The sequence below is a fragment of the Streptomyces sp. NPDC048106 genome (genome assembly GCF_040706415.1).
Lineage (GTDB): Bacteria > Actinomycetota > Actinomycetes > Streptomycetales > Streptomycetaceae > Streptomyces.
In genome coordinates this window covers 63,233-78,112 of record NZ_JBEZND010000027.1, presented here as the reverse complement: position 1 = coordinate 78,112, position 14,880 = coordinate 63,233, and the positions used below count along the sequence as shown (strand labels likewise).

The following is a 14,880-nucleotide window of genomic DNA, read 5'->3' as shown; positions in this document are numbered from 1 at the left end:
CCCGGCACCGTGGTCAGCGCTCGCTGTCCAGGTGTGCCATCTGCGCGCTCGGGTAGCGGTCGCCGGCCGCCGCGTCCGCCGGTACGGCCCGCTCGATCGCCGCCAGGTCGGCCGCGTCCAGGGTCACCTCCAGCGCGCCGAGCGACTCGGCCAGCCGCTCGCGGGTGCGGGCGCCGATCAGCGGCACGATGTCCGCGCCGCGCGACAGCACCCAGGCGATGGCGGTCTGCGCCACGGTGGCGCCCTTGCGCTCGGCGATCTCGCGCAGGGCGTCGACCAGGTCCAGGTTGTGCTGGAGGTTCTCGCCCTGGAAGCGGGGCGAGTGGGCGCGGAAGTCGTTGCCGGCGAGCTGCCGGTCGCGGGTGAAGTGGCCGGAGATCAGGCCCCGGGACAGCACGCCGTACGCGGTGATGCCAATGCCCAGCTCGCGGGTGGTGGGCAGGATGTCCCGCTCGATGCCGCGGGAGATGAGCGAGTACTCGATCTGGAGGTCGGCGACGGGCGCGGTGGCGGCGGCCCGGCGGATGGTCTCGGCCCCGACCTCGCTGAGGCCGACGTGGCGGACGTACCCCTTCTCGATCAGTTCGGCGATGGCGCCGACGGTCTCCTCGATGGGGACGTCCGGGTCGAGGCGGGCGATGCGGTAGACGTCGATGTGGTCGACGCCGAGGCGCTGAAGGGAGTAGGCGGCGAAGTTCTTCACGGCGGCGGGCCGGCCGTCGTAGCCGCTCCAGTTGCCCTCCGGGTCGCGCAGGGCGCCGAACTTCACGCTGATTTGGGCCTGTTCACGCCGCGCGGCGGGCGCGGTGCGCAGGGCCTCGCCGATCAGCATCTCGTTGTGCCCCATGGCGTAGAAGTCGCCGGTGTCCAGCAGGGTCACGCCCGCGTCGAGCGCGGCGTGGATGGTCGCGATGGACTCGGCGCGGTCGGCGTCGCCGTACAACGCGGACATGCCCATGCAGCCGAGGCCGAGAGCGGAGACCTGGGGGCCGGTGGTGCCGAGGTTTCGGGTGTGCGGCGTCGTCGTCATGAACCCAGCATGGCATGACAGCTGACAGATTTCAATATCTGTCATTCCATATTTGACCCCACACTTGACCCCACACTTGACCCCACACTTGACCCCACACTTGTCCCAGCGCTTGTCGCGGGGAGGGAACGCGAAAGCCGGGCGGGCCGTTCCCCTCGGCCCGCCCGGCTTCCACGGTTCGCGACTAGGCGCCGATCAGGCGCTGCGCCAGGTACCCCTCGATCTGGTCGAGCGACACCCGCTCCTGCTTCATCGAGTCACGCTCGCGCACCGTGACGGCGTTGTCGTCGAGCGTGTCGAAGTCGACGGTCACGCAGAACGGCGTACCGATCTCGTCCTGGCGGCGGTAGCGGCGGCCGATGGCACCGGCGTCGTCGAAGTCGATGTTCCAGTTCTGCCGCAGCGCCTGCGCCAGGCCCTTGGCCTTGGGCGACAGCTCCGGGTTGCGGGACAGCGGCAGCACCGCGACCTTCACCGGGGCGAGCCGGTGGTCGAGGCGCAGCACCGTGCGCTTCTCCATCTTGCCCTTGGCGTTCGGCGCCTCGTCCTCGACGTACGCGTCGAGCAGGAAGGCCAGCATGGTGCGGCCGACACCGGCCGCCGGCTCGATGACGTACGGCGTCCAGCGCTCGCCGGCCTCCTGGTCGAAGTAGGAGAGGTCCTGGCCGGAGGCCTTGGCGTGGGCGCCGAGGTCGTAGTCCGTACGGTTGGCGACACCCTCCAGCTCGCCCCACTCACTGCCACCGAACTGGAAGCGGTACTCGATGTCCGCCGTCCGCTTCGAGTAGTGGGAGAGCTTCTCCTTCGGGTGCTCGTACCAGCGCATGTTCTCGGTACGCAGGCCGAGGCCCGTGTACCAGTTCCAGCGCTGCTCCATCCAGTATTCCTGCCACTGCTCGTCCTCGCCCGGCTTGACGAAGAACTCCATCTCCATCTGCTCGAACTCGCGGGTGCGGAAGATGAAGTTGCCCGGCGTGATCTCGTTGCGGAACGACTTGCCCATCTGGGCGATGCCGAACGGCGGCTTGCGGCGCGAAGTGGTCTGCACCTGGGCGAAGTTGGTGAAGATGCCCTGCGCGGTCTCGGGCCGCAGGTACGCGACGGAACCGGAGTCCTGCGTCGGGCCGAGGTGCGTCGACAGCAGGCCGGAGAACTGCTTGGGCTCGGTGAACTGGCCCTTGTTGCCGCAGTTCGGGCAGTTGACGTCGGCCAGGCCGTTCGCCGGGGCGTGGCCCTTCTTCTCCTCGTAGGCCTCTTCGAGGTGGTCGGCACGGAACCGCTTGTGACAGGCGGTGCACTCGGTCAGCGGGTCCGTGAAGGTGGCGACGTGGCCGGACGCGACCCAGACCTCGGGGGCCAGGATGACGGACGAGTCGATACCGACCACGTCCTCGCGGGACGTCACCATGTAGCGCCACCACTGGCGCTTGATGTTCTCCTTGAGCTCGACACCCAGCGGTCCGTAGTCCCAGGCGGCACGCTGGCCGCCGTAGATCTCACTGCACGGGAAAACGAAGCCACGGCGCTTGCTCAGGCTGACGATGGTGTCGATCTTGTCGGCGGCCACGGTGCTCTCTTCATTACGACGACGGGCGTTGAAGCGAGATGCTTCCAGCGAATGATTCAGGTTACCGGCGCAGCCTCCCCCACGGCCAAATCGGCCCCCGTCGCAGGGCCTCCCGGGGGCCTCCACGGGGCCTTGTTGACAACGGTTTCCATTTTTGTTGAAAATGACTGTCATGAACATACGTGGACGCCTCCTTCCCGCCGCCGCTCTCACGGCCGTCACCGCGCTCGGTGTCGGCACCCTCTCCGCCTGCTCCCAGGACGGCGCGGCGGCGACCGGCGACGGCAGGCTCGACGTCATCGCGTCCTTCTATCCGATGTCCTTCCTCGCCGAACGGATCGGCGGCGACCACGTCCACGTCACCAGCCTCACCACGCCCGGCCAGGAGCCGCACGACCTGGAGATCAGCCCCAAGCAGATCGCCGCGATCGACGACTCGGACGCCGTCCTCTATCTCAAGAACCTCCAGCCCTCCGTGGACGACGCGGTCGCCCAGTCCGGGGTGCGGACGAAGATCGACGCCGGCTCCCTGGTCACCCTGGAGGCGCACGGCAACGAGGTCGGCGGCCACTCGGCCGCGCACGACACCCGGCCGGGCGAGGAGTCCACGGGCAAGGACCCGCACCTCTGGCTCGACCCGGTGCGCTACGCCCAGGTCGCCCAGGGCGTCGGCAAGGCCTTCGAGAAGGCCGACCCCGGACACGCCGCCGACTACGAGAAGAACACCGCGGCCCTGGTCAAGCAGCTCGGCGACCTCGACCGGCGGTTCCGCGACGGCCTCGCGCACACCGGGTCCAAGGTCTTCATCACCACCCACGCCGCCTTCGGCTACCTCGCCGAGCGCTACGGCCTCACCGAGGAGGCGATCAACGGCCTCGACCCCGACTCCGAGCCGAGCGCCGCGCGCGTGCGGGACCTGGAGCACCTGGCGAAGGCCGACCACGTCTCCACCGTCTTCTACGAGACGCTCGTCAGCGACAAGACCGCGAAGACCATCGCGCACGACGCGGGCCTGAAGACCGACGTCCTCGACCCGATCGAGGGGATCACGGACAAGTCCCGCGGCACCGACTACTTCTCCGTCCAGAACGCCAACCTCAAGGCGCTCCAGCAGGCGCTGGGCGCCAAGTGACAGGAGACGGCATGCAGACGCGACGCGAACCCGTCGTATCCCTGCGCGGCGTGCGGGCCGACCTCGGCGGCCGACCCGTCCTGCGCGGCATCGACCTCACCGTCCGCCGCGGCGAGGTCGTCGCCCTCCTCGGCGCCAACGGCTCCGGCAAGTCCACGGCGATCCGCGCGATCATCGGCCAGGTCCCGGTCACCGAGGGCGCCGTCGAACTCTTCGGCACCCCCCGGCGCGCCTTCCGCGACTGGGCCCGCGTGGGCTACGTGCCCCAGCGCACCACGGCCGCGGGCGGCGTCCCGGCGACGGTCACCGAGATCGTCTCCTCCGGCCGCCTCGCCCGCACCCGCTTCGGCCTCTTCCGCAAGGACGACCACGCGGCCGTGCGGGGCGCCCTGGAGCAGGTCGGCATGGCGGACCGCGCCAAGGACTCGGTGAACGCCCTGTCCGGCGGCCAGCACCAGCGCGTCCTGATCGCCCGCGCGCTGGTCGCCCGGCCCGAACTGCTGATCATGGACGAGCCGATGGCCGGCGTCGACCTGGCCAGCCAGGAGATCCTGGCCCGCACCCTGAAGGCCCAGGTGGCGGCGGGTACGACGGTCCTCCTGGTGCTGCACGAACTGGGCCCCCTGGAACCGCTGATCGACCGCGCGGTCGTCCTGCGCGACGGCTGCGTCCTGCACGACGGCCCGCCCCCGAGAGCCGTCGGCCAGCATGCCCTGCCGGGCCACGACCACGTACACCCGCACGCCCCCGGGGCCACCGGACCGATCCGCACGGGACTGCTGAGCTGATGGACTTCCTGAACTACGCCTTCATGCAGCGGGCCCTGCTCGCCGCCGTCCTGGTCGGCGTCACCGCCCCGGCCATCGGCATCTACCTGGTCCAGCGCCGCCAGGCCCTGATGGGCGACGGCATCGGACACGTCGCCATGACCGGCGTCGGCCTCGGCTTCCTGCTGTCCGCCTCCCCGGTGTGGATGGCGACGGCGGTCTCCGTGGTGGGCGCCCTCCTGATGGAGCTGATCCGCTGGTACGGCAGGACGCGCGGCGACATCGCGCTCGCCATGCTCTTCTACGGCGGCATGGCGGGCGGCGTGCTGTTCATCAACATGGCGCCGACGGGATCCAACGCCAACCTCACCACGTACCTCTTCGGCTCCCTCTCCACCGTCTCCCGCTCCGACGTCCTGGCGATCTGCCTGCTGGCCGCGTTCGTGGTGCTGGTCACGCTGGGCCTGCGCCGCCAGCTGTTCGCGGTGAGCCAGGACGAGGAGTTCGCGCGGGTCACGGGCCTGCCGGTGCGCGCCCTGAACCTGCTGACGGCGGTCACGGCGGCGGTGACGGTGACGGTCGCCATGCGCGTCGTCGGACTGCTCCTGGTCTCCGCGCTGATGGTGGTGCCGGTGGCGGCGGCCCAGCAGCTCACCCGCAGCTTCGCCGCGACGTTCGCGATCGCGGTGGCGCTCGGCATCACCGTGACCGTCAGCGGCACGATCACGTCGTTCTACCAGGACGTACCGCCCGGCGCGACGATCGTGCTGCTCACCATCGCCGCGTTCGTCGTGCTGACCGTGCTGGCCGCTCCGCTGGCCCGGCGGCGCGCCCGCGCGGCCATGGCGGCGGGGCCCGGCGGGGATCCGGCGGAATGCGTGATTCCCGCCGCGAGAGGCACCGGCGAGGAGATCAACGCCTGACCTCGGGGGTACCGGGCTGGCACAATGACCCGGGTCAGGGGTGAGACGTGAGGAGGCAGCAGTGACGACCGCTGGACCGCCCGTGAAGGGCCGCGCGACCCGTCAGCGGGCAGCAGTGGCGGCGGCGCTGGACGAGGTCGACGAGTTCCGCAGCGCGCAGGAGCTCCACGACATGCTCAAGCACAAGGGCGACTCCGTCGGCCTCACCACCGTCTACCGCACGCTCCAGTCCCTCGCCGACGCCGGCGAGGTCGACGTCCTGCGCACGTCCGAGGGCGAATCCGTCTACCGCCGCTGCTCCACCGGCGAGCACCACCACCATCTCGTCTGCCGCGCCTGCGGCAAGGCGGTGGAGGTGGAGGGCCCGGCGGTGGAGAAGTGGGCGGAGGCGATCGCGGCGGAGCACGGGTACGTCAACGTGGCACACACCGTGGAGATCTTCGGCACCTGCGCCGACTGCGCGAACGGCTGACCGCCGCGGGGCGGCGGCTCAGGCCGAGCCGTCGCCCTCCATGGCCAGCAGCTCCTCGTTCGGGATCGCCCCGCCGAACCGCCGGTCGCGGGAGGCGAATTCGAGGCACGCGCGCCACAGGTCACGCCGGTCGAAGTCCGGCCACAGCACGTCCTGGAAGACCATCTCGGCGTAAGCACTCTGCCAGAGAAGGTAGTTGGACGTCCGCTGCTCCCCGCTGGGCCGCAGGAAGAGGTCGACGTCCGGCATGTCCGGGTAGTACAGGTACTTCTGGATCGTCTTCTCGGAGACCTTCGACGGGTCCAGCCGCCCGGCCCGCACGTCCTCCGCCATCGCCTTGGCCGCGTCGGCGAGTTCGGCCCGCCCGCCGTAGTTCATGCAGAAGTACAGTGTGAGCAGGTCGTTGTCCTTCGTCTGCTCCTGCGCGACCTGGAGCTCCTTGGCGACCGACTTCCACAGCCTGGGCATGCGCCCGGCCCACCGCACCCGGATCCCCAGCTCGTCCATCTGGTCCCGGGTCTTGCGGATGAAGTCGCGGTTGAAGTTCATGAGGAAGCGCACCTCCTCGGGCGACCGCTTCCAGTTCTCGGTGGAGAAGGCGTACAGCGAGATGTTGCGCACGCCGATCTCGATCGACCCCTGGAGCACGTCGAACACCCGCTCGGCGCCGACCTTGTGCCCCTCGGTCCGCGGCAGCCCCCGCTCCTTGGCCCACCGCCCGTTGCCGTCCATGACGATCGCCACGTGGTTCGGGACCAGCTCACCGGGGAGCTTCGGCGGACGGGCACCGGAGGGGTGCGGCTCCGGCGCCGAGTACTCGCGCCGCTGGCGCCCCAGGATCCCGCGTACCACCATGTGCTCCGACTCCCTCTACGACTCTCTGTGCCGGCTCTCTGCGCCGACTCTCCAGGTCCGGCTAGGACTTTTCCACGTACCGCAGCGACCGCAGCCCGCGCTCCAGATGCCAGTGCAGATAGGCGGAGACCAGCCCGCTGCCCTCCCGGACGTACCGCGCCTCGCAGGCGTCCGCCGTCTCCCAGTCTCCCGTAAGCAGCGCGCCCAGCAGGACCAGGGTCCCCGGGGAGGGTACGACGCTGCCGGGCACCCGGCAGTCGACGCACACGGAGCCGCCGGAGGCGACGGAGAAGAACCGGTTGGGGCCGGGCATCCCGCACTTCGCGCAGTCGCCGAAGCTGGGCGCGTACCCGTTGACCGCGAGCGAGCGCAGCAGGAACGCGTCCAGCACGAGGTGCGGGGCGTGCTCCCCCCGGGCCAGCGTCCGCAGGCCGCCGACCAGCAGCAGGTACTGCTGCACGGCCGGCTCGCCCTCGTGGTCGGTGAACCGCTCGGCGGTCTCCAGCATGGCCGTGCCGGCGGTGTAGCGCGCGTAGTCGGTCACGATGCCGCCGCCGTACGGCGCGATCGTCTCGCTCTGCGTGCACAGCGGCAGCCCGCGCCCGACCAGCTCGCTCCCGCGCGCGAAGAACTGCACGTCCACGTGGGAGAAGGGCTCCAGCCGGGCTCCGAACTTCGACTTGGTCCGCCGCACGCCCCGCGCCACGGCCCGCACGCGGCCGTGGCCCCGGGTGAGCAGGGTGATGATCCGGTCCGCCTCGCCCAGCTTCTGGGTGCGCAGCACGATGCCGTCGTCGCGGAACAGACTCATGCCGCCATTGTCTCCCATGGCTTCCCGGCCGCGTCGCGCCCCGGGCACGACCGCCACTGTCACCATCCTGGGAAGGAGGACCCGTCGACCGTCACCCACCCGCAGGAGCCGTGCATGACCTTCCCCGCCCCGCTCACCGGAGTCGTCCCGCCCGTCTGCACCCCCCTCACGCCCGAGCGCGAGGTCGACGTGCCCTCGCTGCTGAGGCTGGTGGACCACCTCGTGGGCGCCGGGGTGCACGGGCTGTTCGTGCTCGGCTCGACCTCGGAGGCGGCCTTCCTCACGGACGCCCAGCGGCGGCGGGTGGTGGAGGCGGTCGCCGGGCACGTGGGCGGGCAGCTGCCGGTGCTGGCCGGGGTCGTCGACATGACGACGCCGAGGGTCCTGGAGCACGTCCGGGCGGTCACGGCGGCCGGCGCGGAGGCGGTCGTGGTCACCGCGCCGTTCTACGCCCGCACCCACCCCTCGGAGATCGTCCACCACTACCGCCGGATCGCGGCCGCCGGCCCGGTGCCGGTGATCGCCTACGACATCCCGGCCGCCGTGCACACCAAGCTGCCCCCCGAGCTGGTGCTCGGGCTCGCCGGGGACGGGGTGCTGGCGGGCGTCAAGGACTCCAGCGGGGATCTGGCCGCCTTCCGGGAACTGGTCACCGGGGCCCGCGCCCACCCCGGCTTCGCCGTGCTGACCGGCTCCGAGCTGGTCGCCGACGCCGCGCTGGCGCTGGGCGCGGACGGGGCGGTGCCGGGGCTGGCCAATGTCGATCCGCACGGATACGTACGGCTCTACCGGCAGTGCCGGGCGGGCGACTGGGCGGGGGCGCGGGCCGAACAGGAGCGGCTGTGCGCGCTGTTCGGGCTGACCGGGGCGGGCGATCCGGCGCGGATGGGCGGCAGTTCCTCGGCGCTGGGCGCCTTCAAGGCGGCGCTGCATCTGCGGGGGGTGATCGCATGCCCGGCCACCGCGGAGCCGCAGGTGCCGTTGTCGGGCGAGGAGACGGAGAAGGTCGCCAAGTTCCTCGCGTCGGCGGGGCTGTTGTAGCGGCCCGCGCGAAATCCGCGCCGGGAGTCGGCGCCGGCGTTCGGCGCCCGGAAATCGGCATCGGGAACCGGTATCGGGGACTGGCGTCGGGGACAGGCGTCGGGAACGGCGCCAGGAATCCGCCCGGCGTAATCCGGCCCGGTCCGGATCTCTGCCCGGATATCTGCCCGGTTCTCCGTCCGAATCTCCGTCCGAATCTCCGTCCGGCTCGGTCCGGCTCAGTCCGGTTCCGAGTAGGCGCTGATGCGGGTCTCGGCCCAGGCGACCAGTTCGGGAGCGTGCAGCCCCGGGACCCACAGGTCGGCCCGTTTCGCGCCGTCGCCGGTGGGGCGGGGGCCCACCCCGAGCACCCTCAGCCCGGCCCGGTGGGCGGCCTCCACGCCGGTCAGCGAGTCCTCGACGGCCAGTGCCCGCAGCGGGGGCACACCGCACAGGCGGGCCGCCAGGAGGTAGACGTCCGGCCATGGCTTGGGGCGTACGGAGTCCCCCGTCTCCGGTACGACGATGTGCTGGAAGTGGGTGCGCAGCCCGGCCCGTTCGAGGCTGCCCTCCACCACCACCATCGGGCAGTTGCTGGCCACCGCCAGCGGCAGCCGGCCCGACAGCAGCCGCACCAGATGGGCGGCGCCCGGCATGGTCACGGGGTCGTCGGTGACCAGTTCCAGGAAGTGGTCGAGGAGCGCCCCGGTCAGACCGGCCGCCAGCTCGGGCTTGTGCACCGAGTCCGCCATCAGCCTGCCGCACTCCTCGTAGTGCATGCCCTTGGCCTGCTCCGCGAACCCGGGCGGCGCCTGGAGGCCGAACTCCCGGAAGGCCCGGCTGCGGGCCTCCTGCCAGTGGCGTTCACTGTCCATCAGGGTGCCGTCGCAGTCGAAGACGACAGCCTGCGGCGACCAGTCGAGCAGAGGGCGGGCGTGAGGGGTCACAGTGGTCTCCTAAGGTGGCAGGGACGGGGGGCGGCGTGCGGGGCACGCGTCGTCGATATGCGTCATTCCCAACGTTCCATGGCGAACGAAAAGATAGCGACGACTACGATATTTTCGCGCCGGGAAATCCTGCAATAACCCCATGGAGGGACTGGACCGCGACGGAGTCCGGGTGTATGGGACTTACAGAGCAGGCTTACCGGACACCCCCTTACCACCCGACCGCGTTCCCCTTCGAAAGAAATACGTAATTACCGCGCGAGTGTGATTCGTGTTTGCTCCCGGCGTGCGCGGGCGCACTACATTCTTGGCCGTCGGAAATGCCGAGCGAGGGCAGGCGGAACGTTGCAGGAACGGGCCAGGACAACCCGCAGATCACTTCTGGAAGCCGCCGCCCGGCTCTTCGCCGAACAGGGATACGCGGGCACCAGCGTCAACGACATAAGCGCCCGGTCCGGCCGGACCAGTGGCGCCGTCTACTTCCACTACGCCAGCAAGGAGGGCATCGCCCGCGCCGTCGTCCAGGACCGCTTCGCCACCTGGCCCCAGCTCACCGCGCGCTACGCGGACGCGGCGGTCCCCCCGGTCGAAAGGCTCGTCGCGCTGAGCTACGACATCGCCCGCGCCCTCGCCGAGGATCCGGTGACGCGCGCGGGCGCACGCCTGTGGGCCGAGCGCGCCACCATCGACGCCCCGCTGCCCGACCCCTTCGCCCTGTGGACCGCGGCCGCGACCCGTCTGCTGGCCGAGGCGCGGCACGCGGGCCAACTGGCCGCGCACGTCCGTCCCGCCCCCACCGCCCGGACCCTGGTGCGCGCGTTCTTCGGCCTGTGCTCCCTCACCGAGGCGCTGGAGGGCGCGGCCACCGTCACCGACCGGCTCACCGACTGGTGGCAGCTGACCCTGCCCTCGCTCGGGGCCGCCCCGGGAACGCGTCCGCCGGAACCCAGGCCGGCGGACGGATGAGGGCGGGGCCGGGCATCAGGAAGGAGACAAGGAAGGGGGATCAGGAGGGGGTGCGCGCGGCCTCCAGGAGCCTGGTCACGTCGTCGGCCGGGAGCGTCAGGGCCGCGCCGACCGTGGTCAGGGCGTCGCGTTCGGCGGGGGTGTAGGGGCCGTCGGCGAGGGCGATGCGGGCGCCCTGGAGGAGCAGGGCCTCGCGCCCGGCCGGGGCGAGGTGCGGGGCGAGCGGGTCCAGCGCCTCGTGCAGCTCTATCGTCAGGCTGGCGCCGCAGGGTTCGCCGAGGACCCGCCCGGTGTCGGCGGCCAGGGCGTCGACCAGGGCGGCGAGCTGTTCCTCCGTGCAGTCCTCGACGCCGCCCGCGCGGACCGCGGCGCAGGCCGCCTCCAGGGGGGCGCGGGAGCCGGTGCCGCCGGCGGCGAGCACGGCGAGGGCGACGGTGTGCACGCCGTCGCGGAGCATCGCGGAGAAGCGGCGGGTGGTGGGATGGTCGAGGACGTCGGTGCCGTAGTGGTGGCCGCAGGCGGCGCACTCCACGACGGGCCCGGTGGTCCCGCGCGGCAGCACCGGCACCCCGAGCACGGTGAGCCGGCGGCGCCCGGTGAGCCGCTGGTAGTTGCGGTCGCCCCCGCAGCCGGGGCAGTAGAACTCTCCGTCGCCGACGGGCGTCCATGCGGTGCGGGTGCCCAGAAGGCACAGGGCCCTGGCGGCACGGTCGTCTCGTCCCCGTACTGGCAGCACGTCGCACCTCCTCTTGGCACGGCACCATCGCCGCGCTGGCGTGATGTTAGCCACACCACGGAGGCTGAGTCAGTACCCCGGACGAGACCAATCTGTGACCTGTCCGGCCCTATGGCCGAGAAACGACGGGGCTCCGGCCGCCGTATCCGGCGACCGGAGCCTCGAAACCCCCGGTGGGGGTGGGTCAGCGGGTGGCGCGGTTGACGGCCGAGACGACCGCCTTCAGCGAGGCGCGCGTCGTGTTCGCGTCGATGCCGATGCCCCACAGAACCTTGCCGTCGATCGCGCACTCGATGTAGGAGGCGGCCTGCGCGGAGGCGCCCTCGCTCATCGTGTGCTCCTGGTAGTCCAGCAGGCGTACGTCGATGCCGATGGACTCCAGCGCGTCGAAGAAGGCCGAGATCGGACCGTTGCCGGAACCGGTCAGCACGCGGTCCTCGCCGTCCACCGTGGCCTCGACGGTGAGGGTGTCCACGCCGTCGTCGTCGGTGGTCGACTGCCCCTTCTCGACCTGGATCCGGCCCCAGGGGTTGGCCGGGTTGGGCAGGTACTCGTCCTGGAAGACCGCCCAGATGTCCTTCGGGGTGATCTCGCCGCCCTCGGCGTCCGTCTTCGCCTGGATGATCTTCGAGAACTCGATCTGCATCCGGCGCGGCAGGTCCAGCTTGTGGTCGTTCTTCAGGACGTAGGAGACGCCGCCCTTGCCGGACTGGGAGTTGACGCGGATGACGGCCTCGTAGGAGCGGCCGACGTCCTTGGGGTCGATGGGCAGGTACGGCACCGCCCACTCCAGGTCGTCCACCGTGACGCCCTTGGCCCTGGCGTCGGCCTCCATCGCGTCGAAGCCCTTCTTGATGGCGTCCTGGTGGGAGCCGGAGAAGGACGTGTAGACCAGGTCGCCCACGTACGGGTGGCGCGGGTGGACCTCCATCTGGTTGCAGTACTCCCACGTACGACGGATCTCGTCGATGTCGGAGAAGTCGATCTGCGGGTCGACGCCCTGGGAGAACAGGTTCATGCCCAGGGTGACCAGGTCGACGTTGCCGGTGCGCTCGCCCTGGCCGAACAGGCAGCCCTCGACGCGGTCGGCGCCGGCCATCACGGCCAGCTCGGCCGCCGCCACCGCCGTACCGCGGTCGTTGTGCGGGTGTACGGACAGGCACACGTACTCGCGGCGGGACAGGTTGCGGTGCATCCACTCGAAGCGGTCCGCGTGCGTGGACGGGGTCGAACGCTCCACCGTGGCGGGCAGGTTGAGGATGATCTCGCGGCCCGGACCCGGCTGGTAGACGTCCATGACCGCCTCGCAGACCTCCAGGGCGAAGTCCAGCTCGGTGTCCGTGAAGATCTCGGGGCTGTACTGGTACCCGAACTCGGTCTCGGGGCCCAGCAGCTTCTCGGCGTACTCCATCACCAGGCGGGTGCCGTCGACGGCGATCTGCTTGATGTCGTCCTTGGAGCCGCGGAAGACGACCCGGCGGAAGACCGGGGCGGTGGCGTTGTACAGGTGGACGGTGGCGCGCCGGGCGCCCTTCAGGGACTCGACGGTCCGCTCGATCAGGTCCTCGCGGGCCTGGGTCAGGACGGAGATGGTCACGTCCTCGGGGATCGCGCCCTCTTCCTCGATGATCGAGCGCACGAAGTCGAAGTCGGTCTGGCCGGAGGCGGGGAAGCCGACCTCGATCTCCTTGTAGCCCATCTTGACCAGTTGGTCGAACATCCGGCGCTTGCGCTCGGGCGACATCGGGTCGATCAGGGCCTGGTTGCCGTCGCGCAGGTCGGTGGAGAGCCAGCGGGGGGCGGTGGTGATCCGCTCGCCGGGCCAGGTGCGGTCCGGGATGTCCACCTGGTCGTAACGGCCGTACTTGTGGATCGGCATGGAACTGGGCTGCTGGCGGTTGGCCATGATGCGTGGCTCCTCAAGGGGGTCCGGATGTCCGACTGGACGGCCGACGACGCAACGCCAAGCTCCGCGGGGAGGGAGTCGGCCTCGACTACAGACCCTCGCCGCGGCAGCTAAGAAGAAGCAGCCAGAAACGCATGATGCTGTGCAGCCTAGCCGAGCGGTTCAGGATGTGGGGACGTCGTCCAGTATGCGGGACCGCTAGGACAAAAGGGGTGAAAAGTGCGGGACGCCACAGCGGTGTCGTGCGGGCCCCGCAGAGGGGGCGCACCGCCGTACCACAGCGTCACGCTGCGTCGCGCCCCCTGTCCCGGTATTTCACCAATCATGGTTGCGAGTAGTGACTTTGATGTCACCCAGTGCGATGGTCGATGGCATGACGACGAAGAACGGGGGCTTCGAGCCCGTCTTCTGCACGATCGTGCCGCCGCACGTCCTCGACCAGCTCTCCCGGGCCGAGGACCCGGACGTGTCGGCGCCCGCCCGCCGCTCCCTGGAGCACGACGCCTACCAGCGCACCCGCCGCCGGCTGACCACGGTGCTCGGCGCGACCGCCGCCGCGCTGCCCGAAGGCGCCGCCGCCGACCAGCCGCACCGCACCCTCTACGACACCCACCACACCCAGGACCTGCCCGGCACCAAGGTCCGCGAGGAGGGCTCGGACCCCGGCTCGGACGCCTCCGTCAACCGCGCCTACGCGGGCCTCGGCGCCACCTTCGACCTGTACCTGAAGGTGTACGGCCGCCACTCCATCGACGGCAACGGCATGCCGCTGGACGCCACCGTGCACTTCGGGGAGGACTACGACAACGCCTTCTGGAACGGCGAGCAGATGGTGTTCGGCGACGGGGACGGCAAGGTCTTCCTCGACTTCACCATCCCGGTCGACGTCATCGGGCACGAGCTGACCCACGGCGTCACCCAGCACACCGCGAACCTGGAGTACTTCGGCCAGTCCGGCGCGCTCAACGAGTCGCTCTCCGATGTCTTCGGTTCGCTGATCAAGCAGTACGCGCTCGGCCAGACCGCCGCCGAGGCCGACTGGCTGATCGGCGCCGGGCTCCTCGCCCCGGGCGTGCACGGCACCGCGCTGCGCTCCATGAAGGCGCCGGGCACGGCGTACGACGACCCGCACCTCGGCAAGGACCCGCAGCCCGCGACCATGGAGCACTACGTGCGCACCGGCCGCGACAACGGCGGCGTGCACATCAACTCCGGCATCCCCAACCACGCCTTCTACCTGGCCGCCAAGGCGCTCGGCGGCCATGCCTGGGAGAAGGCGGGACAGGTCTGGTACGACGCGCTGACCGGCGGGGACCTGAAGCCGGACGCCCAGTTCGCCGACTTCGCCACGCTCACCGTGAAGGCGGCGCGCGAGCGGTTCGGCGCCGACGAGCTCCAGGCCGTGCAGAAGGCGTGGGAACAGGTCGGGGTGCCCACGCGGTAGCGCCCGCGCTGCGACACTGGACCCATGCGGATTCAAGTGAGGCGCACGGGCGGTTTCGCGGGCATCGAGCGCCGGGCCGAGGTGGACACCTCGACCCGGCCCGACGCCCAGGAGTGGCACGCGCTGGCCGGACGCGCCCTCGCGTCCGGCCGGCCCACTCCCCCGGCCGGCGTCCCGGACGGCTTCAGCTACGAGATCACGGCGGACGGCCGCACGGTGTACGCGGCCGACCCCCGACTGACCGAGGACCAGCGGGAGTTGATCTCCCGGGTACTCAAGGAGGGCGCCTGACGACAGCGGGGGC

Annotated in this window: 15 protein-coding genes; 8 read left to right on the top strand and 7 right to left on the bottom strand. The window is 70.9% G+C overall.

The window, feature by feature from the left end; translation table 11 throughout:
• Positions 1–13: 13 nt before the first annotated feature.
• Together AB0927_RS25635 and AB0927_RS25630 are read right to left on the bottom strand one after the other, a co-directional pair.
• Positions 14–1,030, bottom strand: a complete 1,017-nt coding sequence (locus AB0927_RS25635; RefSeq protein ID WP_366670051.1) for an aldo/keto reductase — start codon at positions 1,028–1,030, stop codon at positions 14–16.
• Between the two features lie 184 nt (positions 1,031–1,214).
• On the bottom strand, positions 1,215–2,597 hold the full coding sequence (locus AB0927_RS25630) for a glycine--tRNA ligase (protein WP_366670050.1): 1,383 nt from the start codon (positions 2,595–2,597) through the stop codon (positions 1,215–1,217).
• A gap of 172 nt (positions 2,598–2,769) precedes the next feature.
• Between AB0927_RS25630 and AB0927_RS25625 the strand changes: the two genes are divergently transcribed.
• The 4 genes from AB0927_RS25625 (at position 2,770) to AB0927_RS25610 (ending at position 5,891) form a co-directional block, all read left to right on the top strand.
• Complete coding sequence (locus AB0927_RS25625; RefSeq protein WP_366670049.1) at positions 2,770–3,729, top strand: metal ABC transporter substrate-binding protein; 960 nt, start codon at positions 2,770–2,772, stop codon at positions 3,727–3,729.
• An 11-nt stretch (positions 3,730–3,740) separates the two neighbouring features.
• Entirely contained in the window at positions 3,741–4,517 is a 777-nt protein-coding gene (locus tag AB0927_RS25620; RefSeq protein WP_366670048.1) for a metal ABC transporter ATP-binding protein, read from the top strand.
• Positions 4,517–5,419: a metal ABC transporter permease gene (locus tag AB0927_RS25615; protein WP_366670047.1), complete on the top strand. Its 903-nt coding sequence runs from the start codon at positions 4,517–4,519 to the stop codon at positions 5,417–5,419. Before AB0927_RS25620 ends, AB0927_RS25615 begins: the two co-directional genes overlap by 1 nt.
• A gap of 61 nt (positions 5,420–5,480) precedes the next feature.
• Positions 5,481–5,891 (top strand): transcriptional repressor, encoded by a 411-nt coding sequence (locus tag AB0927_RS25610; protein ID WP_366670046.1) that lies wholly within the window; start codon positions 5,481–5,483, stop codon positions 5,889–5,891.
• A gap of 18 nt (positions 5,892–5,909) precedes the next feature.
• On the opposite strand, the gene AB0927_RS25605 is transcribed toward AB0927_RS25610, so the two are convergent.
• Positions 5,910–6,746: an isoprenyl transferase gene (locus tag AB0927_RS25605; RefSeq protein WP_366670045.1), complete on the bottom strand. Its 837-nt coding sequence runs from the start codon at positions 6,744–6,746 to the stop codon at positions 5,910–5,912.
• A 61-nt stretch (positions 6,747–6,807) separates the two neighbouring features.
• Positions 6,808–7,557, bottom strand: coding sequence for a DNA repair protein RecO (gene recO, locus AB0927_RS25600; RefSeq protein WP_351874595.1), 750 nt, complete (start codon positions 7,555–7,557; stop codon positions 6,808–6,810).
• A gap of 114 nt (positions 7,558–7,671) precedes the next feature.
• On the opposite strand from recO, the gene AB0927_RS25595 reads away from it, so the two are divergent.
• A complete protein-coding gene (locus tag AB0927_RS25595; protein ID WP_366670044.1) occupies positions 7,672–8,598 on the top strand; it encodes a dihydrodipicolinate synthase family protein in 927 nt (308 codons plus the stop codon).
• A gap of 218 nt (positions 8,599–8,816) precedes the next feature.
• Here AB0927_RS25595 and AB0927_RS25590 read toward each other — a convergent pair whose 3' ends face one another.
• Positions 8,817–9,524 carry an HAD family phosphatase gene (locus AB0927_RS25590; RefSeq protein ID WP_366670043.1) on the bottom strand — a complete coding sequence of 236 codons (708 nt, stop codon included), beginning with the start codon at positions 9,522–9,524 and terminating at the stop codon, positions 8,817–8,819.
• Positions 9,525–9,869: 345 nt separating this feature from the next.
• Between AB0927_RS25590 and AB0927_RS25585 the strand changes: the two genes are divergently transcribed.
• Complete coding sequence (locus tag AB0927_RS25585; RefSeq protein ID WP_366670042.1) at positions 9,870–10,490, top strand: ScbR family autoregulator-binding transcription factor; 621 nt, start codon at positions 9,870–9,872, stop codon at positions 10,488–10,490.
• Between the two features lie 40 nt (positions 10,491–10,530).
• On the opposite strand, the gene AB0927_RS25580 is transcribed toward AB0927_RS25585, so the two are convergent.
• Positions 10,531–11,226 (bottom strand): TerB family tellurite resistance protein, encoded by a 696-nt coding sequence (locus AB0927_RS25580; RefSeq protein ID WP_366670041.1) that lies wholly within the window; start codon positions 11,224–11,226, stop codon positions 10,531–10,533.
• Between the two features lie 184 nt (positions 11,227–11,410).
• On the bottom strand, positions 11,411–13,132 hold the full coding sequence (gene leuA, locus AB0927_RS25575) for a 2-isopropylmalate synthase (protein ID WP_366670040.1): 1,722 nt from the start codon (positions 13,130–13,132) through the stop codon (positions 11,411–11,413).
• 373 nt (positions 13,133–13,505) lie between these two features.
• Between leuA and AB0927_RS25570 the strand changes: the two genes are divergently transcribed.
• Positions 13,506–14,576 (top strand): M4 family metallopeptidase, encoded by a 1,071-nt coding sequence (locus AB0927_RS25570; RefSeq protein WP_366670039.1) that lies wholly within the window; start codon positions 13,506–13,508, stop codon positions 14,574–14,576.
• A gap of 24 nt (positions 14,577–14,600) precedes the next feature.
• On the top strand, positions 14,601–14,867 hold the full coding sequence (locus tag AB0927_RS25565; protein WP_366670038.1) for a protealysin inhibitor emfourin: 267 nt from the start codon (positions 14,601–14,603) through the stop codon (positions 14,865–14,867).
• Positions 14,868–14,880: the final 13 nt, after the last annotated feature.

Excerpts from the sequence above, each read along its gene's own strand:
- AB0927_RS25595 (WP_366670044.1), top strand. The coding sequence starts at position 7,672 with ATGACCTTCCCCGCCCCGCTCACCGGAGTCGTCCCGCCCGTCTGCACC.
- AB0927_RS25635 (WP_366670051.1), bottom strand. The coding sequence starts at position 1,030 with ATGACGACGACGCCGCACACCCGAAACCTCGGCACCACCGGCCCCCAG.
- AB0927_RS25565 (WP_366670038.1), top strand. The coding sequence starts at position 14,601 with ATGCGGATTCAAGTGAGGCGCACGGGCGGTTTCGCGGGCATCGAGCGC.
- recO (WP_351874595.1), bottom strand. The coding sequence starts at position 7,557 with ATGAGTCTGTTCCGCGACGACGGCATCGTGCTGCGCACCCAGAAGCTG.
- AB0927_RS25605 (WP_366670045.1), bottom strand. The coding sequence starts at position 6,746 with ATGGTGGTACGCGGGATCCTGGGGCGCCAGCGGCGCGAGTACTCGGCG.
- AB0927_RS25615 (WP_366670047.1), top strand. The coding sequence starts at position 4,517 with ATGGACTTCCTGAACTACGCCTTCATGCAGCGGGCCCTGCTCGCCGCC.
- leuA (WP_366670040.1), bottom strand. The coding sequence starts at position 13,132 with ATGGCCAACCGCCAGCAGCCCAGTTCCATGCCGATCCACAAGTACGGC.
- AB0927_RS25625 (WP_366670049.1), top strand. The coding sequence starts at position 2,770 with ATGAACATACGTGGACGCCTCCTTCCCGCCGCCGCTCTCACGGCCGTC.
- AB0927_RS25570 (WP_366670039.1), top strand. The coding sequence starts at position 13,506 with ATGACGACGAAGAACGGGGGCTTCGAGCCCGTCTTCTGCACGATCGTG.
- AB0927_RS25620 (WP_366670048.1), top strand. The coding sequence starts at position 3,741 with ATGCAGACGCGACGCGAACCCGTCGTATCCCTGCGCGGCGTGCGGGCC.